Origin of the sequence: Paenibacillus psychroresistens, assembly GCF_009728935.1 — a bacterium.
Taxonomy (GTDB): domain Bacteria; phylum Bacillota; class Bacilli; order Paenibacillales; family NBRC-103111; genus Paenibacillus_AC; species Paenibacillus_AC psychroresistens.
This window is the reverse complement of the sequence record NZ_CP034235.1, coordinates 4,308,573-4,329,455: the sequence shown is the minus strand read 5'-3', so window position 1 is coordinate 4,329,455 and position 20,883 is coordinate 4,308,573. Positions and strand designations below refer to the sequence as shown.

Annotated in this window: 19 protein-coding genes and 1 other annotated feature; of the genes, 17 read left to right on the top strand and 2 right to left on the bottom strand. The window is 40.5% G+C overall.

The annotated features are described in order from the left end of the window. Window positions 1-14 precede the first annotated feature (14 nt). From EHS13_RS19685 to EHS13_RS19615, 15 genes are all read left to right on the top strand, one after another. Window positions 15-869 carry a DegV family protein gene (locus EHS13_RS19685; protein WP_155702032.1) on the top strand — a complete coding sequence of 285 codons (855 nt, stop codon included), beginning with the start codon at window positions 15-17 and terminating at the stop codon, window positions 867-869. Next, window positions 870-2,918: an ATP-dependent DNA helicase RecG gene (gene recG / locus EHS13_RS19680; protein ID WP_155702031.1), complete on the top strand. Its 2,049-nt coding sequence runs from the start codon at window positions 870-872 to the stop codon at window positions 2,916-2,918. A 106-nt stretch (window positions 2,919-3,024) separates the two neighbouring features. Then, entirely contained in the window at window positions 3,025-3,312 is a 288-nt protein-coding gene (locus EHS13_RS19675) for a stage VI sporulation protein F (protein WP_155702030.1), read from the top strand. Between the two features lie 62 nt (window positions 3,313-3,374). Next, window positions 3,375-5,222 (top strand): adenylate/guanylate cyclase domain-containing protein, encoded by a 1,848-nt coding sequence (locus EHS13_RS19670; protein ID WP_155702029.1) that lies wholly within the window; start codon window positions 3,375-3,377, stop codon window positions 5,220-5,222. Between the two features lie 70 nt (window positions 5,223-5,292). Further along, complete coding sequence (ytfJ, locus tag EHS13_RS19665) at window positions 5,293-5,787, top strand: GerW family sporulation protein (protein WP_155702028.1); 495 nt, start codon at window positions 5,293-5,295, stop codon at window positions 5,785-5,787. Between the two features lie 147 nt (window positions 5,788-5,934). After that, window positions 5,935-7,023 carry an HD-GYP domain-containing protein gene (locus tag EHS13_RS19660; protein ID WP_155702027.1) on the top strand — a complete coding sequence of 363 codons (1,089 nt, stop codon included), beginning with the start codon at window positions 5,935-5,937 and terminating at the stop codon, window positions 7,021-7,023. 125 nt (window positions 7,024-7,148) lie between these two features. Continuing rightward, window positions 7,149-8,267: a D-alanyl-D-alanine carboxypeptidase family protein gene (locus EHS13_RS19655; RefSeq protein WP_227013442.1), complete on the top strand. Its 1,119-nt coding sequence runs from the start codon at window positions 7,149-7,151 to the stop codon at window positions 8,265-8,267. Between the two features lie 91 nt (window positions 8,268-8,358). Beyond that, window positions 8,359-8,949 (top strand): nucleoside recognition domain-containing protein, encoded by a 591-nt coding sequence (locus tag EHS13_RS19650; protein ID WP_155702025.1) that lies wholly within the window; start codon window positions 8,359-8,361, stop codon window positions 8,947-8,949. Window positions 8,950-8,967: 18 nt separating this feature from the next. Next, the gene (locus EHS13_RS19645; protein ID WP_155702024.1) at window positions 8,968-9,501 is read left to right on the top strand and encodes a spore maturation protein; all 534 of its coding nucleotides are present in this window, start codon (window positions 8,968-8,970) and stop codon (window positions 9,499-9,501) included. 68 nt (window positions 9,502-9,569) lie between these two features. Further along, window positions 9,570-10,313, top strand: a complete 744-nt coding sequence (locus EHS13_RS19640; protein ID WP_155705432.1) for a pseudouridine synthase — start codon at window positions 9,570-9,572, stop codon at window positions 10,311-10,313. 69 nt (window positions 10,314-10,382) lie between these two features. Next, a complete protein-coding gene (resA, locus tag EHS13_RS19635; protein WP_155702023.1) occupies window positions 10,383-10,904 on the top strand; it encodes a thiol-disulfide oxidoreductase ResA in 522 nt (173 codons plus the stop codon). 12 nt (window positions 10,905-10,916) lie between these two features. Beyond that, window positions 10,917-12,602, top strand: a complete 1,686-nt coding sequence (resB, locus tag EHS13_RS19630; RefSeq protein WP_155702022.1) for a cytochrome c biogenesis protein ResB — start codon at window positions 10,917-10,919, stop codon at window positions 12,600-12,602. After that, a complete protein-coding gene (ccsA, locus tag EHS13_RS19625) occupies window positions 12,599-13,873 on the top strand; it encodes a cytochrome c biogenesis protein CcsA (protein ID WP_155702021.1) in 1,275 nt (424 codons plus the stop codon). The genes resB and ccsA overlap by 4 nt, the downstream gene beginning before the upstream one ends. Before the next feature lie 26 nt (window positions 13,874-13,899). Next, window positions 13,900-14,616 carry a response regulator transcription factor gene (locus EHS13_RS19620; RefSeq protein WP_155702020.1) on the top strand — a complete coding sequence of 239 codons (717 nt, stop codon included), beginning with the start codon at window positions 13,900-13,902 and terminating at the stop codon, window positions 14,614-14,616. Continuing rightward, window positions 14,616-16,466, top strand: coding sequence for a HAMP domain-containing sensor histidine kinase (locus EHS13_RS19615; protein WP_155702019.1), 1,851 nt, complete (start codon window positions 14,616-14,618; stop codon window positions 16,464-16,466). Before EHS13_RS19620 ends, EHS13_RS19615 begins: the two co-directional genes overlap by 1 nt. 96 nt (window positions 16,467-16,562) lie before the next feature. Here the strand turns inward: EHS13_RS19615 and serA are convergent, their stop codons facing one another. Then, a complete protein-coding gene (gene serA, locus EHS13_RS19610) occupies window positions 16,563-18,146 on the bottom strand; it encodes a phosphoglycerate dehydrogenase (RefSeq protein WP_155702018.1) in 1,584 nt (527 codons plus the stop codon). A gap of 76 nt (window positions 18,147-18,222) precedes the next feature. After that, window positions 18,223-18,523 (bottom strand) — a binding site (T-box leader). 140 nt (window positions 18,524-18,663) lie between these two features. Here serA and EHS13_RS19605 point away from each other — a divergent pair. Continuing rightward, window positions 18,664-18,990, top strand: coding sequence for a rhodanese-like domain-containing protein (locus EHS13_RS19605; RefSeq protein ID WP_155702017.1), 327 nt, complete (start codon window positions 18,664-18,666; stop codon window positions 18,988-18,990). Window positions 18,991-19,061: 71 nt separating this feature from the next. On the opposite strand, the gene EHS13_RS19600 is transcribed toward EHS13_RS19605, so the two are convergent. After that, the gene (locus tag EHS13_RS19600) at window positions 19,062-19,991 is read right to left on the bottom strand and encodes a hypothetical protein (protein WP_155702016.1); all 930 of its coding nucleotides are present in this window, start codon (window positions 19,989-19,991) and stop codon (window positions 19,062-19,064) included. A gap of 96 nt (window positions 19,992-20,087) precedes the next feature. Here EHS13_RS19600 and EHS13_RS19595 point away from each other — a divergent pair, with 96 nt between their 5' ends. Then, window positions 20,088-20,684 (top strand): type II CAAX endopeptidase family protein, encoded by a 597-nt coding sequence (locus EHS13_RS19595; RefSeq protein WP_155702015.1) that lies wholly within the window; start codon window positions 20,088-20,090, stop codon window positions 20,682-20,684. The last annotated feature ends 199 nt before the right edge of the window (window positions 20,685-20,883 follow it).

Here is a 20,883-nt window from a genome sequence, read left to right as displayed (position 1 = left end):
AGGAGGCATAAAGAATGGGAATAGTTAGACTAGTTACAGACAGTACGGCAGATATCCCACGCGAGGTTTGTCTTTCTCTGGGTATTGAAGTGGTTCCTTTAAAGGTGCATTTTGGCAATGATACTTATAGAGATGGCGTTTCTCTGCAAGCAGAGCAATTTTATGAGCTATTGAAACAATCTCCAGTAATGCCAACAACCTCGCAACCGTCTCCCGTAGATTTTTTGGAAATTTATAAACGGCTGAACGAAGAGCCTGATGTGCAGATCATCTCGATCCACATTTCCTCCGAGCTCAGCGGAACCTACCAATCGGCAGTATTAGCTAAATCGCTGCTTAAGGAGAAAGCAGATATTACAACAATTGACTCTCGCACAGCTTCCTACGGGTTTGGAGGGATTGTTGTTGCTGCGGCTGTTGCTGCCGGGCAAGGCAAGAGTAAGGAAGCAATTCTGATACTCATCCAGAAACTAATGGATCAATCTAAGCTGTATTTTCTTGTAGACACATTAGAATATTTACAAAAAGGCGGGCGTATTGGCAAGGTAGCCGCGCTTCTAGGTTCTCTATTAAAAATAAAACCAATTCTAAGCGTCGAAGAGGGAGAAGCGGTTTCAGTAGAAAAAGTTAGAGGTCAAAAGGCAGCGGTTCAACGAATCATTGAGCTATTCAAGCTTAGTGAAATGGCTTCATCCAAGGTTAATGTCATGATTGCACATTCTAATACACCTGAGGCAGCGGAGCAGCTTGGTGAGCTAGTGAAGGCGAGTTTCCAGCTGACTACACTATCCTTTACGACACTCGGACCCGTTATCGGAGCTCATGTAGGGCCCGGAACTGTGGCTGTTTTCATGTTTCCGGTGGAATAGATGGATTTATATACAATTCCCGTGAAAAATGTTCGCGGAGTCGGTACACAAAAAACAGAGGAGCTGCTGCTGATTGGCATTCAAACCGTAGCGCAGCTCATTGAATATTATCCATTTCGTTATGAGGATTATCAGCTTCGTGATTTAACGGAAGTGAAGAACGGCGAGAAAATTACAGTCCAAGGCACCATTTATAGTGAACCTCTGCTGCAAATGTATGGGAAAACCAAATCGAGACTAACCTGTAAAGTGGTTGTCGAGAATTTTTTTGTCACGGCTGTATGGTTTAATCGTCATTTTCTAAAAGATAAGCTTAAGCTTGGCCAAGAAATTATACTAACTGGAAAGTGGGACCAAGGCCGACGTCATCTTTCCGTTTCGGAGTCGGAGTTCCCTGGACAAGGAACTACACGTATAGGTACACTGCAGCCTGTATACTCCGTTGCAGGACCCATCACACAGCAATGGATGCGTAAAACCATGATGCAAGCCTTTTCGCAATTCGGCGAGATGATTGAGGAGAATTTACCTCAGGATTTAAAACTGAAGCATAACTTTTTACCACGTAAACAAGCGATTTATCATATTCATCATCCAGTGGATATAACAGAGGGGAAACACGCGCGCGCTCGTGTTGTTTACGAAGAGTTCTTCTTTTTCCAGCTCAAAATCCAAGCCTACCGGGCATTATCGCGCAGTAAAGCAGAAGGGTCTGCATTTGCTGTGGATTTACCGGCTGTTCGTGCTTTCGTAAGAGCATTGCCTTTTGTACTCACAGATTCTCAGAAGCATGTTATTGGCGAAATTATGCATGATCTGCAGCAGCCTTATAGCATGAACCGTTTACTTCAGGGTGATGTGGGGTCTGGTAAGACGATAGTTGCCGCTGTAGCTTTGTTTGCTGTTATCCGCACTGGTGCACAAGGTGCCTTAATGGTGCCAACGGAAATATTGGCTGAGCAGCATTATCGTTCCTTAACACGTTTATTTGAGCCATATGGAATAAGTGTAGGATTATTAACAGGAAGTTTAACTGAAAGAATACGAAGAGGGATCATAAGCTCTTTACAAACAGGAGAATTGCAAATACTTATCGGGACACATGCTCTGATTCAGGAGGATGTTTATTTTCACAATTTAGGATTGGTTGTCATTGATGAGCAGCATCGATTTGGAGTACAACAAAGAAGTATCCTACGGCGAAAAGGTCTGCATCCTGATGTCCTCACGATGACAGCGACGCCTATACCACGTACACTTGCGATTACGGCTTATGGGGATATGGATGTATCCTCCTTGCGAGAGTTGCCCAAAGGCAGAAAGCCAATTCGCACCTACTCCGTTAACCATAACATGCTAGAACGAGTTCTAGGTTTTATTAGCCGTGAAGTGCTGGCAGGCAGACAAGCTTATCTCATATGCCCACTGATTGAAGAGTCAGAAAAGGTAGATGTTCAGAATGCAATGGATCTTCATGCTCAGCTAACACAGCATTTTCCGGATTTTCGTGTTGGTCTATTGCATGGGCGTCTGCCAACTGTTGAAAAAGATCATGTTATGCGTGAGTTTAGTGAGAATAAGATACAGGTGTTGGTGTCTACGACGGTTATTGAGGTTGGAGTCGATGTGCCAAACGCCACAATAATGGTGGTTTATGACGCACAGCGCTTCGGTTTATCTCAGCTGCATCAATTACGTGGCCGTGTAGGTCGGGGGGAGCATGCTTCCTACTGTATCTTAATTGCAGAAGCTAAAAGTGAAGTTAGTAAAGAGCGACTAAAGGTAATGACAGAAACGAATGACGGCTTTGAGATAGCAAGGCGCGATTTAGAGCTTAGGGGTCCAGGGGATTACTTTGGCACTAAACAAAGTGGTCTTCCTGAGTTTCGTTTGGCAGATCTAGTTAGTGATTTTGAAGTATTAGAGCTTGCTCGTGATGATGTAGCTGAACTGCTCATGCGAACGGATTTTTGGACCGGGCTGGAATACCTTGCTTTCCGTCAATTCCTCCAGCGCGAGCAAATATTTGGTGAGGGTTTGATTGACTAGTATCACGCATTGAAGCCCTTATTAATTAATACTCTCGATTTTTCAGTCAATATGTACAAGTCATGCCTCATATACTTACCAGAGCTATCAAGTGGAGGTGTATGTGGTGGGCTATGCAGATTATGGAATCGATCGAACCTTTGTAGAACGCATCAAAATAAAAATGAAAAACCCGCAATTAAATCAGCGTGTGAAAATGATCTTAAACGGAGTCAGCAAAGCCGATTTGCAGGACTCAGTTAAATTAAATCGCTTATTGGATCAGGTGGCTAAGGTTTTAGGAGAAAAGCTGACGGAACGAATGTCGAACAATATTGTTGCTTTTGTTATTGCTCAAAAAATTGATCCAAACAATACCTTTCATCTAATCAAGCTTTGGGGCATGTTTCGCTAAAAAGGAATCCAAATCGCAATATTTGTCGTATAATAGACAAATACTGCGAGGAGGATTCTTTGATGCGCGTTTTAAAGAAATTCAGCCAAGAAAGAATATTGCCCATACCGAGAGAAGAAGTCTGGAATATTCTAGCCGATACGAACCATTTGAACTGTGTGCTTGGCTTGTTTAAAGTGGAATATGCGGGTATATTTCCTTCCAAGTCAGGGGTTTACCGCCAAACATTCACTAAAATTATTGGATCTTATCAGTTGAAGTGGAAAGAATATCCTTTCCAATGGAACAAAGGAAATTACTATAATAATCTGCGTGAGTATGATAATGGCCCAATGAAATCGTTTCTGACACTTGTTGAGGTTTATGACGCTGTAATGGACGATGGCACCTTAGGGACACGCCTTGTACTAGGTGCTCATGTATTGTCGGCTAATTGGATTGGTGATTTATTAATTCCTCCTACAGTTGATAAATCGATTAAAAAAATGTTTGATTTCACATTGGAATATCTGAGATTGAAGACAGAAGGCAAAATCCATGCGGTACCACAGCTTAAACCGACATTTGAGATTAATACTATAGAATTAGATCGACTCTTCGACGAGCTCAAACGAACAGATGCTAATTTATCGTTTATTCCATTATTTCGTGATCATATTTTGCAGCAGGGTGATGATGAGGTTACGGATATGCGCCCTTATCATTGGGCAGATCTTTGGCATTTCGACCGCGAAGAAATCTTAAAGTTTTTCCTTTATTGCACTAAGGTTGGTATTTTCAATCTAAAATGGCACTTAATTTGTCCCAATTGCCGTGTTTCTAAATCGACTTCAGATACATTAGGAGATATTGCTGACCAGTATCATTGTGATTTTTGCGGAGTTAATTATGAAACCTCACTCGATAAATACATGGAGCTTTGTTTTTCCGTACATCCAATAATTCGTAAAGCATACAAGATGGTATTCTGTGTGGGAGGTCCACAAATTACTCCGCATATTTATAGTCAAGCTTTTATAAGAACGGGTATTCCAGTCGATTTGACTTTTCCTGATGGTGTGGAGAATTTCAGAATTCGTGTGCTTCAAGCCAACAAATCAGTAGCATTTATCCAAAATAATGAAAAAACTCCAATGAATGGAAAAAATAGTCTAAACTATGATACTGCAGGTTGGTCAGAGTCAGAAATTTACTTTACGAAGGATCAGCATAAGATTACCATACATAATCATACTGAAAATGACATTATAGTTGTATTTGAGAAGGTGGATTGGGATGATATTGTAGTAACAGCGGCCAAAGTGAGTTCTATGTTTGAATTCCGCCGTATGTTCTCATCCGAGGTTTTGGCACCTGGACATGAAGTGAGTATTGAGAACCTGACGATTCTGTTTAGTGATTTGCAAGGTTCTACATCGTTTTATGAGAATGTAGGCGATGCTCATGCTTATGGACAAGTTCGCAAGCATTTTGATTTCTTGGAAGAGTGGATTTATAAGAATAGGGGAACCATTGTAAAAACGATCGGAGATGCGGTCATGGCTGTGTTCGAAAAACCTGTGGATGGAGTAAAGGCGGCATTGGATATCCAAACACATATTAGCCAATTCAACAATTCAATGAATAGAGAAGAAGATCTTGATTTGGTTATAAAAATTGGAATTCATCAAGGAGCAACTATTGCTGTAACATCCAATAATCGAATTGATTTTTTTGGCAGAAACGTTAACATTGCCGCAAGGGTACAAGGGCTTAGTAAAGGGAACGATATCATACTAAGTGATAGCTGCATGGAGAGTCCGCAGGTAGTTCAACTCCTGGAGGAAAATAACATTACGCCGTATAAATTTGAAGCATTATTGCGAGGTATTGAAGATAAGCAGTCTGTTTACCAAATCAAATTTACATAGCTCCACCCTTTTTAGGGTATGTTAAGCTTGCTGAGAAAACATAATCTAATCCTAAAAAGGAGGCTTTTTAATGACAGAACATCCCATTCAAGGTCTAATGAAAACGGCAATGGAAAATATTAAAGAAATGGTTGATGTCAACACAATCGTTGGTGATCCTGTGCAAACGCCAGATGGCAGTGTGATTTTACCGATCTCAAAAGTCGGATTCGGCTTTGCTGCTGGCGGCAGTGAATTTTTAGGTGAATCAGAGCATGACCCAAGCAGTAAAAATGATGCTAATAACGCTTCGGTTTCTTTACCTTTTGGTGGCGGTAGTGGAGGTGGCGTTTCGATAACTCCTATTGCTTTTCTGGTGGTAAACTCAGCTGGAGTAAAGGTGGTTCCTTTGGATAATCAAACCCATCTTTATGAGCGATTAATCGATTCCGCTCCACAGGTTTTTGATAAAATTCAAAGCATGCTTAAAGGCAACAAAAACAATAATGCAGGTCTAGGAGCTAATGCAGCTTTCACTGATTCATCCTCAAAAGATTACAAAAATACGACAGGGCAGAGTCAATAATTAGTTAATTTTATAGGAAGAGGCTATCAGAAAGTGTGAAAAACTGGATGAAGCCTCTTTTTTGTGTTAATTTCTGATTCTTTTGATTGCACTTTTTGAAACTATCTTTTATAGTAAAGTTAACAAAATGAAACTGCGGGGTTATGTATGCGTTTACTTCCGACCAAACAATGCCAAGCTGGAATGCGCTTGGGAAAAGGGATATATAACGAAGAGGGAATTATTCTTCTCGGGATCAATGTGTCTTTGACCGATCATTTGATTAATCGATTACTTCAATTGGGCATTGATTATCTATATATTCAAGATCCCAACACAGATGATGTGGAGATTAAATCACCACTCAGTGAGCAAACACGATTTAAGGCAATTACAGAAATACGCAATAATTTTCGCTCGTTAATGGATCAAGCTGCCAGCAAAAGAGCAGTTAAGAATCCAACTTTAGGTAAGTCATTTAATAATGTTTTGCAGAATATTATCGATGAATTAAGTGATCACAAAGAAGCTTTGATTATGCTGACTGATATTAATGTTATGAATAACTATATTTATAACCACTCTCTGAATGTTGCTATCATTTGTATTTCACTAGGAATTACGCACGGATACTCACGAAATGATTTGTTTGCTTTGGGATTAGGCTCGATTCTGCACGATATTGGCAAAACAAAAGTCCCAAGTGAGCTGCTTACGCTGAACCGGGCTTTTACTCCTGAAGAATATAAGGAAATGCAGAAGCATACCGTGGTAGGCTACCAATTGCTTAAGGATGAACCCAATATCCCGCTATTAGCCGCACATTGCGCTTTCCAGCATCATGAACGTATTGATGGATCAGGCTACCCACGAGGAATTAAAGGCGAAGAGATCCATGATTTTGCTAAATGGATTGCGATTGCCGACAGCTATGATGCCATGACGAATCATCGTCCTTATCGGACTGCGATGTTGCCGCATGAGGCCATGGAGGTTCTATATGGCAGCGCTGGATCGCTTTATGACCGCAAGAAAGTCGCGATGTTTCGTGATAATGTTGCGATCTACCCGCTTGGACTGACAATCAAGCTGAACACAGGTGAAAAGGGAGTAGTCACCCAAATAAATCCCAACTATCCGCAACGCCCGACGGTACGTATTTTTGAAACAGCAGATGGTAAAGCAGCCCAACCAATTTATGAAATTGATCTTTCTCAAAAACACACTTTATTGATTGAAAGTGTAAATCCAGTATAAGACAAGCTCTTTTTATGGGACATGTTTCGAATCAGACAAGCATATGCTTTTACAGTAGATATGTGGTTGGATTCGGGAGGGGAACCATGAAGAGAGCTTTTTTGTTGTTTTGTTTACTAATTATAATGAGTAATTGCTTTTCTGTTGATCTTAAAAAGGCAGGGGCTGCAACGGAATCTATTCAAACCCATGCGCAAGCCGCTGCTTTAATTGATGTTACCTCAGGTGTTGTGATATACAGCAAATTGGGGGATAAACAGATGCGGATTGCCAGCTTAACCAAGGTTATGACAGCTATTGTTGCGATAGAGCAGGGGGATTTATCTGATTCCGTAACTACAAGCAAAAGAGCGGCAGGTAGAGAAGGGTCATCGATTTATCTTAAATTAGGTGAACAAATGAGTTTGCAGCATTTGCTATTTGGTCTTATGCTTCGCTCAGGAAATGATGCAGCAACAGCAATAGCGGAACATGTTGGCGGTACGGAGGAAGGCTTCGTTTATTTAATGAATCAAAAGGCAGAAATGCTAGGAATGTTAAACTCTCATTTTATGAACCCGCATGGATTGGATGTTAAAGACCACTACTCAACAGCTAATGATATGGCTATTTTAACCGCGTACGCTCTGAAAAACCCGATTTTTCAAGAAATCGTCCAAACCAAAATAAAAAAAGTGCCTAATCCCAACGAATCCTGGGGTTATATTTGGACTAATAAGAATAAAATGCTTTCTTTATATCCTGGCTCTGATGGCGTTAAAACAGGCTATACCAAGCTGTCTTTAAGATGTCTCATTTCCTCAGCTACACGTGACGGACAGCAATTAGCTGTAGTTACCCTTAATGATTCGGATGACTGGGCAGATCATAGCCGTTTATTGAATTATGGGTTTAAGAACTTCCCTATAGGTCACTTAGTAGATAAAGGTGAGCCTGTTGAGAATGGATTGGCGACGCTCCAAGCCTTCAACTATCCGTTAACCCCAGAGCAGTCGAAGCTTATAACACGTTCCGTAAAGTTAAATGATCCTGCTTCACTTTCATATCGACTAGGAACAAAAGGGATTCTCCAGCTTTCTCTATCGAATAAAATTATTGGAACAGTACCTCTAGTGACACAGGGAAGTCCATTGCTAGATAAGCAGAATGCACAGGCTTTTAGCTTTCAGCAAAGCATAGCAGCACCTGAGGCGGCATTCGTAGATAATTGGCATTTTTTTGTTCATGCTTTATTTAATCTTTAACAGCTTATGCTTACAATGCTCGCTTTCTTGCGAAAGCCCTGTCCATGCTTACGAAGCTGGTTTTCTAAAGAAAACCTCTGGAGGGATACTTATGGTCAATTTAATTTGGTTGTTTTTTATAGTTGTCGGTTTTGTTGTGGCTGCCATTCAAGGCAATATTGAATTGGTTACAGCAGCCGTATTTGATGGGGCAAAGACAGGGGTTACGGTTTGCTTTGGTTTGATAAGTATTCTTGTGTTTTGGTTAGGGATTATGCGGATTGCGGAAGATGCCGGATTATTGCAAAAGCTAGCAAAGCTATTAAATCCTTTTGTGCGGTTTTTATTTCCGAGCATACCTGCAGATCATCCCGCAATTGGTTATATCATGTCTAATATGAGCGCTAATATTCTTGGATTGGGTAATGCAGCAACACCAATGGGGATTAGAGCCATGCAGGAGCTGCAAAAGCTGAACTCGAATAAAGAGGTTGCAAGTCCTGCGATGTGTACCCTGCTAGCTTTGAATACATCGAGTATTACACTTATACCTACGACACTTATTGCCATACGAATGAATTACCATTCTTTAAACCCAGCGGAAATCGTGGGCACCACGCTGCTTGCGACCATAATCTCAACGATGGCTGCTATATTGGTGGACAGGTGGTATAGAAGGCGATATGAACGCTTGTCGTATTAGAAAGGATGAGGGTACATCGTGTATGCAATCGTTTCGACGCTTTCCACATGGGCAATTCCATTATTGATCGTATTCATTCCTTTGTATGCAGCCTATAAAAAAGTACCTACCTATGAGTCCTTTGTAGAGGGTGCAAAGGATGGATTTCAAACCGCAATCACAATTATGCCACATTTAGTTGGAATGATGGTTGCGATCACCGTTTTTCGTGCATCTGGCGCCATGGATTTATTAGCCGGCTGGATGTATCCTTTTCTTGCAAGAATCGGCATTCCGGGAGAGGTACTCCCGTTAGCTTTTTTACGGCCTATTACAGGGGCTGGATCTTTAGCGTTTACAACAGACTTGATCAAGCAATTTGGACCTGATTCATTGATCGGAAGAATTGCCTCTACAGTTCAAGGAAGTACGGATACAACCTTATATGTATTAACCGTTTATTTTGGCGCTGTAGGGATTAAAAAAGCCATGTATGCCTTGAAAGTGGGATTAATTTCAGATGCTATTGGTTTCATTGCCTCTATTGCTATCTGTTATTGGGTATTTGTCTAAGGGGACACTTGTGATTTATGACCCAAATCGGTATCATTAGGTTTGAGGTGAAGGTAAACATGGAAAACATGGAAAGATTACAAAAGGTTTTGGCGAATGCTGGCATAGCGTCACGTCGAAAATGTGAAGAAATTATTACTGCAGGCAGGGTCGAAGTAAACGATGAAATCGTCAAAACGCTAGGGGTAAAGGTTGATCCTATCAACGATATCATCAAAGTAGATGGCAAAGCCATCAATCGACAAAATAAAATTTATCTATTAATGAATAAGCCCAAAGGGGTTATAACAAGCGCATCGGATCCGGAAGGCCGCAAGGTAGTTACGGATTTTATTCATGGCATTAAAGAAAGGCTGTATCCAGTAGGACGCTTGGATTACGATACTGAAGGGCTGCTAATCCTGACTAATGACGGGGATTTCGCTCATTTGCTGACACATCCTAAGCATCATGTACCAAAAACCTATCATGCAACTGTAAAAGGTGTGCCTCATGGTTCATTATTAGAAAAACTAAAAAGTGGAGTCCAGCTTGATGACGGCTTAACAGCCCCAGCAGAGGTGGATTATTTTGACGTGAATCCGGTTAAGAATGAATCAACGGTAACAATCACTATCTACGAAGGACGGAATCGACAGGTTCGAAGAATGTTCGAAGTAATCAATTTCCCAGTCATTCGCCTAAAACGGATTAGCTTTGGATCGTTATTCCTCACAGGTGTTCCACGCGGCAAATATCGTTATTTAACACCTAAAGAAGTTCAAGGATTAATGGATTCAGCGACCCAGTCACACAATGTTCGAAATAAGTAATAAATGCTTGCATTAAAGTTAGTTATAATGAGGATAGTTAAATCTAAGGCTTACGTAGGTGAATGACTAATGAGAAATAGAAAAACCTTACAAATAATTATCCTTTCAATCGTTATTCTTGTGGGCGCATATACGCTTGTTAATGGTTTGTTTAGTGATAATGCCATCCCTCAGGTTGGCGATAAAGCTCCCAAATTTAAATTACTTGGTTTAGATGGTCAGGTGCATCAGTTATCTGATTATAAAGGGAAAACAGTTATCATTAATTTTTGGGGGACTTATTGCCCTCCCTGCAAAGCAGAGATGCCAGCGATTCAGACGCAATATGATAAATGGAAGCAATCTGATGTTGTTGTACTGGCTGTTAATATGGGAGAAAGCCCTATCACAGTACACGGTTTTTTGGATCCGCTTAAGACGACGTTTCCAGTACTTTTGGACGAAGATTTTGAGATTCGCAAAAACTATGGGGTCATTCAATATCCCACAACTTTTTTTGTGAAGCCAAATGGGCGAATAGCCAAAAAAAATGTCGGCGGTATGGATGAGAATTATATTCAACAATCGCTTTCTGCAATGTTAGGAAAGTAGGAGGTTTACCCAGTGTTTGAGAATACGAAATGCGAATGTGGTCATCAGAATCATGTGGGAACTGTATTGTGTGAATCCTGCGGTAAGCCGCTATACGAGGAAGCAGGTGGCGGCGAAGAAACCTTAGAAATGCGCTATGACGGAGTTGCACGCCGCTCACAGAAGAGTAACCCCATGCTGATTGATCGAGTCTGGAATTTTTTCTCTTCTGTAAAGATAGCGATTTACATGATTCTTGTTACATTGCTCACTTCTATGGTGGGTACTATCTACCCGCAAGAAAGTACATTTATCAATATGAATCCTGCCATATTCTATAAGCAGAATTATGGGACATTAGGCAACATTTATTATCAGCTGGGTTTGTCGCACACGTATGATTCTTGGTGGTTTAAGCTTTTGTTATTTATGATCGGTACTTCACTGGTGATCTGCAGCTTAGACCGTGTATTGCCGCTTTATCGTGCCTTGAATAAACAACAAATTCGCAAGCATCTCCAATTCATACTTCGTCAAAAGGTGACCTATACGGTTAAATTAGATTTGAAAAATGATCCAAAGGTTGAATCTACAGAGCAATGGGTTGCTGAAATGGGCAAACAGCTTCGTAAACAGAATTATCGGGTACATACAGATGGTTCTGCGCTATTGGCGGAAAAATACCGTTTTAGCCGCTGGGGACCTTATGTTCTGCATATTGGTTTAATTATATTTCTATTAGCTGTTCTAATGCGAAGCATTCCAGGCTGGCATATGGATCAATATATGGGCTTTCTAGAGGGACAAACGGTTAAGATACCAAACACATCCTATTACCTTAAAAATGAGAAATTCATCCTTGATTATTACACCAAGGAAGAAATGACGAAGCAATTTCAAGCTAAAGATCTCAATGTACCCAAGGTTTATGAAACAAAAGCAGTTTTATACCAGTGTACAGAAAAGTGTGATGATCCTGCCCAAACACCCGTTTTAAAAGAAGTGCACAGACAAGATATAATTGTAAATAAACCGCTGAATTATAAAGGCTTTATGGCCTTTCAATTTGATTTTAAAGAAACACCGCGTATCCTTACCGCGAAACCTACATTAAGTAATAAAAAAACTGGAGAAGCTTATGGTACCTTTGATCTCTCCATGACAACTCCCAAGAGCAGCTTTCAAGTAGGGGAGTACAAGCTCCAGCTGCGAGATTATTATCGGGATTTTGAGCTTGGGGAAGATGGGAAACCGAAAACGAAATCCAATGATGCGATTGTTCCAGCGTTTATATTTATTATAACAGGTCCAGGACTTGCAGCTGATGGTGAGGTTTACATGTATTTCCCACGTCAGATTGATAAAGTAACCTATCATCAGGATGAAATTAATGGAGCTATTGGAAAAGAATTAGAAATATCCGTGCCTTCGATGAACGATGTGCAAATTGCTAATTATACGAGCTTCCTTAATATCCGTGTAGATCGAGCCATGCCCTACATTTGGGTTGGAGCCGCTATTGCCATGCTTGGGCTTATAATGGGCTTCTATTGGCAGCATCGCCGCATCTGGATTAGGATTGATGATGATGTCCTATCCTTAGGTGCCCACACGAATAAGAATTGGTTTGGGATCCGTAAAGAAGCAGTAAAGGCATTAAACAAACTAGGCGTTCAAGTGGATGCTAAAGCTTTAGAAACGGGAGGGAAGCAGGCATGACAGCTTTTTTTGATAACATCAGCTCGATTAGTATGAATTACTTGATTATTGCTTTATTTGTTTACTGTCTTGGCTTTACTCTATTTGTAATATCGATTCTCGGTAAAAATTGGCGTGGACGCAAACCAGAGCAGCATATGAAACTTTGGGGAAACATTGCTTTTATAACATCGCTTGTTGGTTATGTGTTGCATATAATGTTCTTTTTTACCCGTTGGTATAGTGGTGGACATATTCCAACGGCTAATATGTTTGAGTTCATGACCTTTCTTGCCATGATGATTATGACTGCTTTTGTGATTATTTTTTTAATCTACCGCTCCTTAGTTATTGGGGTGTTCGCACTTCCAGTAGGCGTTATCATTTTATCCTATGCTTTAGTATTTCCGCATGAGGTACAACCGCTAATACCTGCACTTCAGAGTTACTGGTTAAAGATTCATGTAACTACTGCCGCAACAGGAGAAGCATTTTTTGCAGTTGGCTTTGCTGGCGGTCTAATGTATTTATTGCGTACAATTAATTTTAAATCTAAAGAACGCAAGGATGTTAAAGAACAACGCAGTCTTGAGTTTGTATTGTTTGTACTGTTAATGATTGTTGGTTTTGCAGCATCGATCTTTATCTTTCTTGCAGCAGATTATAAAGCCACTTTCACAAAGGATATAGTTACTAAAGATAAAGCCGGTACAGAAGTAACCATGAGTCAACCTGTGGAGTATGTACTGCCGCCTATTTTTAAACCTAGTGGAGCAACTTTAGTCACTATGAAACCATTTTTAGGCATTAAAAAGCCATTGCTTGAAGCTCCATCATGGATGAAGGGAGCTAATTCAGGGAAAAAACTGAATACGGTGGTTTGGTCCATTATAAGCGGTTTAATATTGTATGGTTTATTAAGGCTTATAGCACGTAAACCATTAGGTGCTGCAATTAGCCCGATTTTGAATGATATGGATCCAGAAGATTTAGATGAAATCAGTTATCGTGCGATTGCGATAGGATATCCGATCTTTACATTGGGTGCTTTAATATTTGCGATGATTTGGGCAGCTGAAGCTTGGGGCCGTTTCTGGGGCTGGGATCCGAAGGAAGTATGGGCTTTAATCACATGGCTCTACTATGCGTTCTACCTTCATTTACGTTTATCCAAAGGCTGGCAGGGCAAGAAGTCAGCATGGTTAGCTGTAATTGGATTTACTATCGTTATGTTCACACTTATTGGCGTTAATTTAGTTATCGCAGGTTTACATTCCTACTCAGGTGTTTAATAATTGATTAGAGGAGCTGGTCTACAATGACGGAATGGAAAGCGAATATTCTAATTGTTGATGATGAAGAACGCATTCGCCGCTTGCTGCGAATGTATTTGGAAAAGGAAGGCTATACGATTGCAGAAGCTGAGGATGGCGAAACGGCATTGCAGAAAGCATTGGATCAAGACTTTGATCTAATTCTGCTCGATCTCATGCTGCCTGGTATGGATGGTATTGAGGTTTGTACACGATTGCGTCAAACTAAGGCTACACCTGTTATTATGCTGACGGCCAAAGGGGAAGAAGCTAATCGCGTTCAAGGCTTTGAAGCTGGAACAGACGATTATGTAGTTAAACCGTTTAGTCCGCGAGAAGTAATCTATCGTGTGAAGGCCATTTTACGACGAGCTTCAGCAACAGCATATTTGTCTAAAGAAGATAGTCATAGTAATAATATTGTTTTTCCACATTTGTTAATCGAACATGATGCACATAGAGTGACTGCAGGCGGGCAAGAGGTAGCTTTAACCCCTAAGGAATATGAGCTCCTGCATTATTTAGCCGTTTCACCTGATAAAGTTTTCTCCCGTGAGGATTTGCTTAAGGATGTTTGGAATTATGAATTTTTTGGTGATTTACGCACCGTAGATACCCACGTTAAACGGCTTAGAGAGAAGCTAAACAAGGTCTCTCCAGATGCTGCTACCATGATTACTACAGTGTGGGGAGTCGGCTATAAGTTAGAGGTGCCTAAATAGTGTCTATTTTTAAAAATATCGTAGCCAAGCTTTGGATGACCATTATTGCACTTGTTGCCGTCGTGTTGCTCATTCTGGGCTTGTTTTTATTCCAATATATTGACACGAGCTTTCCGAAAGCGAATGATCAATCGACCAGCTTAAAAGAGCTTGCCGGCGAAGTCGCAGCACAAGCACAAAAGCATCATAATGAACCGCAATTTGTCGCCACTATGAATGATTTGTTGAGCCCTCAGGATGCCGGTTTAATCCTGCTAACACCAGATCCAGCCTCTCAACTGTTGCTGATAAACTCGGCATTGTTCCTTAGAGGAGAATCGAATTTACTAATCGATCAGGTTTTCAACCAAGCTGAAATTGATGCTGTATTTGCTGGGAAGACACTTGAACATCGCAAGGGTGACTTTTTATTTATTGCAGTACCTGTACAGAACAAGGAATCAGCGGATTTAGCGATTAAAAGCATTATTATTGTCCATCAATCGCAGAAATCAGTGGAAAGCACACAATTATATGTCAAAAAACTATTTGCACTTGTTTCCTTAATTGGTTTTCTACTGACGACATTTTTTGCTTTCTTCCTCATTACTAAGATAACAAAACCGCTGCAGCAGCTGAAAAAAGCAGCAGATTTAATCACACATGGCGAATATGGAAGTCGAGTTCCGATTGTTTCATCGGATGAATTAGGGGAGCTGGCTCAGACCTTCAATTTAATGGGAGAAAGATTGGAAGAGACGATCAAGGATTTAAATTATGAGAAAGAAAATTTATCAAGTGTATTGCGGAGTATGGCGGATGCTGTAATTTCGTTTAATGTGAAAGGGGATGTTATTTTTACAAACCCACATGGAGAAGATATTATTGCAAACTGGCGTGATATCCAATGGAACACATCAGAAAATGATACAGCTGAAAATCCAGACGACTTTAATTCTAATGCATCTGTGAACGTAATGAGGTCAAAGCAAATCCCAGAGCCGCTGCAGCAAATTTTTGCTAATGTCGTTCAAGATACCAAGGAAATCACATCAAAGCTGCATGTGCACAATGGTGTATGGTCGATTGTAATTGCACCCTTGTATTCTCGAGAGCTGGTTAGAGGCGCTGTGGCTGTTCTACGCAATGTAACGGAGGAGCATCGACTAGAGAAGCTGCGCAAGGATTTTGTGGCTAACGTATCGCATGAGCTGCGTACGCCGTTGTCTATGCTGCAAGGTTATAGTGAGGCTTTGTTGGATGATATTGCCGCATCACCGGAAGAGCGAACAGAGCTTGCTCAAGTTATTTATGATGAGTCATTAAGGATGGGGCGATTGGTTAAAGATTTGTTAGATTTGGCTCGTATGGAAACGGGGCATTTGGAGCTAAATTATCAAGCCTTTCCCTTAAATGCATTGCTTAAGCGAGTTCATCGTAAGTTTAATGCCCTCTGTAAGGAGCAGGGATTGCTGCTTGTGCTGCAATGTCCAGAGGATGACATTATACTGCCCCATGCAGATGAGGATCGACTAGAGCAGGTGTTAACTAACCTATTGGACAATGCGATACGTCATACGGCTTTAGGTGCTCAAATCACGATGCGCTTGGGGCTGCATCATAGTGGGACAGATAATAGTTCAGCACTAATCGAGATAGAAGATCAAGGACAAGGAATTCCTCCTGAGGACTTACCCTTTATATTTGAACGTTTTTACAAAGCGGATAAAGCACGAACTCGTGGAACTACGACCGGAACTGGACTAGGTCTAGCTATTGTAAAGAATATTGTGGATTCGCATCATGGTACGGTACAAGTGAAAAGCACGCTTGGCCAAGGCACCATATTCTCGATTTATCTCCCAATCTAGAAAAATAAAGAGCTTTCCTGAATGACTCAGGAAAGCTCTTTATTTGTAGAATAAAGCGGTTAATCTTGTTAATCGTGAAACAATCGACTTTAAATGCTATAAAGAAATAGCTTTCACATGAAGTAAATCTGTAAGCTGCCCTAATTCTTCTAGAACCTCGCGTGGGGCTTCTTTATCAATAGATAGAACCATAACAGCAGATCCACCGATAACCTTACGTCCTACTTGCATGGAAGCAATGTTGACTTGATTATTACCTAATAGTGTACCTACACGTCCGATAATACCAGGTTTATCACTGTGTGAAATCAACAGCATGTTTCCTTCAGGTGCAATATCGACAGGATATTGATCGATTTGTACAATACGTTCGCCATAACCGGAGAGCAGGGTTCCTGCAACCGTTCTTTCTTCATTCTTCGATTTCAAGGTTACGGACACTAAGTTTGTAAAGGTTTTGGAGGTAGTTGCTTTTTGTACAACTATATTCAATTCTCTTAGCTTAGCCATGTGCATCGCATTAACGATGTTTACTTCTTCTAGATGATTAATAAGTACACCTTTGACGATATGGCGAGTTAAAGGCGTTGTATCCACATCGCTTAAGTCCCCAGCGTAATTGACGATAATTTCTTGTACAGCACCTTCAGTCAGCTTGCCAACAAAACGTCCTAATTTCTCGCCTAGCTGGAAATAAGGCTGAAGCACGCTAAGTACATTTGCTGGAACTGGAGGCATGTTAACCGCATTCTTAAACGGCTCATTACGCAAGATATGCAGGACTTCCTCCGAAACATCGATAGCTACATTCTCTTGAGCTTCTATTGTAGAAGCGCCTAAGTGAGGGGTTACAATAATGTTAGGATTATTAAGGAAAGGATGGTCAGCAGCTGGCGGTTCTTCTTCAAATACATCAAATGCTGCGCCTGCAACAATTCCTTGATTAATTGCGTCAACTAAAGCAAGCTCATCGACAATCCCGCCACGTGCACAGTTGATAATCCGCACGCCTTTTTTCATGATGTTAAATTGGGCTTTCCCAATAATATGGCGAGTTTCAGGTGTTAATGGAGTGTGAACCGTAATAAAATCAGCTTGTGCTGCAATCTCATTCACCGTACAAAGCTTTACGCCCATTTTTTCAGCACGATCTTCTGTTAGGAAGGGGTCATACCCAAGTACTTCCATTCCAAAAACCTTAGCACGCTTGGCAACTTCACTGCCGATCCGGCCCATCCCAATGATTCCTAAAACCTTAGCGCGCAATTCTACGCCTACGAAGGTCTTACGATCCCATTCTCCGGAAACGGTTTTCTTATAAGCTTGAGGAATTTGTCTGGCGACAGACATCATCATGGCAAAAGTGAGCTCACAAGTTGCAATCGTATTACCATCTGGTGCATTAATAACAACAATGCCGCGTTTAGTAGCAGCTTCTAGATCAATGTTATCCACGCCAACTCCAGCACGACCTACTACTTTTAATTTCTTGCCTGCTTCCATAATACGTTCAGTAACCTTTGTTTGGCTGCGGACAAGCAGAGCATCGTAATCGCCAATAATGGCAATAAGCTCGTCTTCTTTTAAGCCTGTTTTCTTATCGACGATGACATCAACCGCATCGTTTAATTGTTGGATCCCTAAATCGCTGATCGGGTCAGAAACCAATACCTTATACATTTTGTTTGCCTCCTGGGTTTTGTTGAAATCGTTTGTTAACATAAAAAAAACTCCCAATCCTCATACGTATGCCGTATGAAGGGACGAAAGTTGACTTCGTGGTACCACCCTAATTCGCTGCTTGTATAATCAAGTAGCCTCAATGGTCTCAATGACCGGGAAATTAACGGATTCCTACCGATTGCACCTACATTTAATGTTAACAGATAATCTGTTAACTTACCGTTCAATGCAATAACTCCGGAATGCTCCGCATCATTCTCGCCACCGATTCTCACCCATATGTTGATAAGCAGCTAATCCTACACGCTTCTCATCAATCATATACATCGGCTCTCTGAAGGCTTCTTAATGCTTGGTTCCATCATTGTGTTTTACTGTGTAGTTTTCATTATGGTACACTTCACTACGTTGATGTGTCAAGGGCTTAAGGGCATATCCAGTTATTTGTCACAGCTTTGACAAAATATCTGTGAAACCAGCTATTTGTTTTATAATTATTTTGAGGAGGTGCAGGATGGAACCATTGGTGATTGAACCCGAAGATTTTAATCAAAAACTGCAAGCAGGAGAAATAGCGGTGAATCAAGTTATTGATGTAAGAGAAAGCGGAGAGTGGGAATTCTATCACCTGGAAGAAACCAGACATATTCCAATGAACACGATTCCAGAAAGATGGAGCGATTTTGACCAAGAGGAAACCTTATATGTAATATGTGCTCATGGTGTGCGAAGTGCTGCAGTTTGTAATTACCTGACCAAACAACACAATTTCACACGTGTGATAAATGTAGAAGGGGGTATGGCAGCTATCGCAGAGCTACGTGGCTTTCAGTATGATTGAGTGTAAACAACAAACGCGACCCGTCCTGATAGGATGGGTCGCGTTTGTGCTTGTGATATATCAATTAAACATCAATTTGTGCTAAAGAAAAACGGAAGCTGCGGTATTTTTTCGGCTCCATACCATTTCATTTTACCTTGAATAAAATCATCCTGACGTACAGCTCCAGTTCCAACAAGAATATCAGTAAGCTCCTGTACGGTACTTACATTCATTTTCTTGGCTTGTCCGGATTTAATCATGTCATCAATACCGATAAGCAAATCTTGTGGATTATATGGTTTGAAATACTTGTTCTTTAACATAATTGCTGTTATATATTGATTTTTGATATTGAAGTTCATTTGATTCCACTCCGTCAAAGGTAGTGGGTCATGACCAACGAAAAGGGCACCTTTTAAAGCATTCACTTCGACGGTTTCATTCCAGAGCACGATTGAATCATAGAATTGTTTTTGCGCTTGTAAGGCAAAGGACTTAGCTTCTATAAAATAAGCATCTTTATCGATTTCTGAAGCTAGTACATTAACCTGCATGGAGTTAGCTTTAGTTTGAAAGGATTTGGCGGCTTCACTAAAAAGCTTTAAGCTTTTTAAATAATTCTTATGAGCATCCTGAAGTAATGGAGAAGTAGATGGCATTGATTGTGTGACTACGGTGTCATATTTGGCGCTTGCAAGCTTGCTTAGTTCTTTAATTAAAGCAGCAGGATCTAAAGTATTGCCTCTTATTTCAATATCGTTCATATCTTTAAACCAGACCGTCTGAAATTCTTTAAACGGTAAATAAATCGTGTGGTAGAATGAAACCAGATAAGATTGATTATAAGAAGTCTCGCCTTTTGCTTTTTCAATATCTTTGTCAAGCAATTCCTGCTGTTTGGCCTCAACACGTTCCGTTCCCAACTGAATCCCATAAAAGAAAGCACCGACAACACCAAGAAGCATAAAAATAATGATTACTGAGAAAATATAGTCTGATCGAGAAAGCCGCTTGTTCATTGTTAAAGCTCCTTCGACTTTTTTTGCGAATGATTTTATTATAGTATAGGATAAAAGGCAGAAAAAAGGAATACTTGCGACGAGAGGAATTAATTGATGAAGAAATGGAACCTGCGTAAATTTAAATTAAAAACTTTGGACATAAATGAAATTAGTGATCGTATGCTGCTAATGAATTTATATATTACCCAAGCACTTACTGTTTTCATTGGAGTGATTATTCTTTTTTTTCAGAGAAACAATATTTTTATGGATTTAAAAGATTTTAACGTTATAAAGATCTTGGCTTGGGGAATCGGGTATGCAGGCTTGTTTTTAGCAATCAATATGATTTTATCACGGTTTGTTCCCGAAGATGTGTCAGATGATGGCGGGGTCAACGATAAACTATTTGGTAATCGACCTCTGTGGCATATATTTGTCATCTCTACGGTAGTTGCCATTTGTGAGGAAATATTATTCCGCGGAGCCATCCAGCATGCAATTGGCGCTTATTGGACAAGCATTTTATTTGCTGCCATTCATATCCGTTATTTAAAGCATTGGATTATGACCGCGCTTGTTTTTGGAGTTAGCTATGGCTTAGGTTGGATTTACATCCAGACAGGTTCTTTATGGACCCCTATTGTTGCACATTTGGTTATTGATTTAGTGATGGGCTGTATAATTCGTTTTCGTAAAGATAAGGAGTGAAGATGTTAATGATTTCTGACGACAATTCAGTTGAATCTGGATTAGGTGAATATGAGCTTCCGCCTCGGACCATTGTACATCCATCATCAAAAGGCAGGCTGTCCCGACTGTTTTATTCTAGTATTGTTATTCTATTTATTTTGTTAATATTATCGCTTATCGGGTGGTTTTTATATAGCAGTACCTGAAGAAAATATCA

Bases quoted from the DNA above. Each gene is read 5' to 3' on its own strand.
- EHS13_RS19685 (WP_155702032.1), top strand. From the start codon at position 15: ATGGGAATAGTTAGACTAGTTACAGACAGTACGGCAGATATCCCACGC.
- recG (WP_155702031.1), top strand. From the start codon at position 870: ATGGATTTATATACAATTCCCGTGAAAAATGTTCGCGGAGTCGGTACA.
- EHS13_RS19670 (WP_155702029.1), top strand. From the start codon at position 3,375: ATGCGCGTTTTAAAGAAATTCAGCCAAGAAAGAATATTGCCCATACCG.
- ytfJ (WP_155702028.1), top strand. From the start codon at position 5,293: ATGACAGAACATCCCATTCAAGGTCTAATGAAAACGGCAATGGAAAAT.
- EHS13_RS19660 (WP_155702027.1), top strand. From the start codon at position 5,935: ATGCGTTTACTTCCGACCAAACAATGCCAAGCTGGAATGCGCTTGGGA.
- EHS13_RS19655 (WP_227013442.1), top strand. From the start codon at position 7,149: ATGAGTAATTGCTTTTCTGTTGATCTTAAAAAGGCAGGGGCTGCAACG.
- EHS13_RS19650 (WP_155702025.1), top strand. From the start codon at position 8,359: ATGGTCAATTTAATTTGGTTGTTTTTTATAGTTGTCGGTTTTGTTGTG.
- EHS13_RS19640 (WP_155705432.1), top strand. From the start codon at position 9,570: ATGGAAAGATTACAAAAGGTTTTGGCGAATGCTGGCATAGCGTCACGT.
- resA (WP_155702023.1), top strand. From the start codon at position 10,383: ATGAGAAATAGAAAAACCTTACAAATAATTATCCTTTCAATCGTTATT.
- ccsA (WP_155702021.1), top strand. From the start codon at position 12,599: ATGACAGCTTTTTTTGATAACATCAGCTCGATTAGTATGAATTACTTG.
- EHS13_RS19620 (WP_155702020.1), top strand. From the start codon at position 13,900: ATGACGGAATGGAAAGCGAATATTCTAATTGTTGATGATGAAGAACGC.
- serA (WP_155702018.1), bottom strand. From the start codon at position 18,146: ATGTATAAGGTATTGGTTTCTGACCCGATCAGCGATTTAGGGATCCAA.
- EHS13_RS19605 (WP_155702017.1), top strand. From the start codon at position 18,664: ATGGAACCATTGGTGATTGAACCCGAAGATTTTAATCAAAAACTGCAA.
- EHS13_RS19600 (WP_155702016.1), bottom strand. From the start codon at position 19,991: ATGAACAAGCGGCTTTCTCGATCAGACTATATTTTCTCAGTAATCATT.
- EHS13_RS19595 (WP_155702015.1), top strand. From the start codon at position 20,088: ATGAAGAAATGGAACCTGCGTAAATTTAAATTAAAAACTTTGGACATA.